This is a genomic window from Bradyrhizobium sp. NBAIM08 (assembly GCF_020193935.1).
In the GTDB taxonomy this organism is placed as follows: Bacteria; Pseudomonadota; Alphaproteobacteria; order Rhizobiales; family Xanthobacteraceae; genus Bradyrhizobium; species Bradyrhizobium yuanmingense.
Genome location: NZ_JADYVR010000694.1, coordinates 1 through 421 on the forward strand (window position 1 = coordinate 1; position 421 = coordinate 421).

Annotated in this window: 1 pseudogene; it reads left to right on the forward strand. The window is 71.0% G+C overall.

The window, feature by feature from the left end:
• Nucleotides 1-421 (forward strand): annotated as a pseudogene (gene prfC, locus I6F37_RS41605) (peptide chain release factor 3); the annotation flags it as partial.

The window sequence follows — 421 nt, forward strand, 5'->3', positions numbered from 1 at the left end:
CGCCGGAAGTGTTCGCGCGCGTCGAGCTCGCCACCGCGATGAAGACCAAGCAGCTGCGCGCCGGCCTGGAGCAGCTGGGCGAGGAGGGCGCGATCCAGATCTTCCACCCGCTCGACGGCAGCGCGCCGATCCTCGGCGCGGTGGGGCAGCTGCAGTTCGAGGTGGTGGTGCACCGCCTCGCGCACGAGTACGGCGCCGAGGTGCGCCTCACGCCGGCGACCTACTACGGCGCGCGCTGGGTTTCAGGCGACCCGGTCGAGCTGCAGCGCCTGAGCAATTCCTACCCGCACCTCATGGTGCGCGACGCGGCCGGCGTGCTCGCCTTCCTCGCGCCGAGCAAGCCGGAGCTGGAGGTGAGGATGGAGCGCTTCGGCAAGCTGCGCTTCCACACCCAGCGCGAGTACGCCGGGCTGGAAGAATC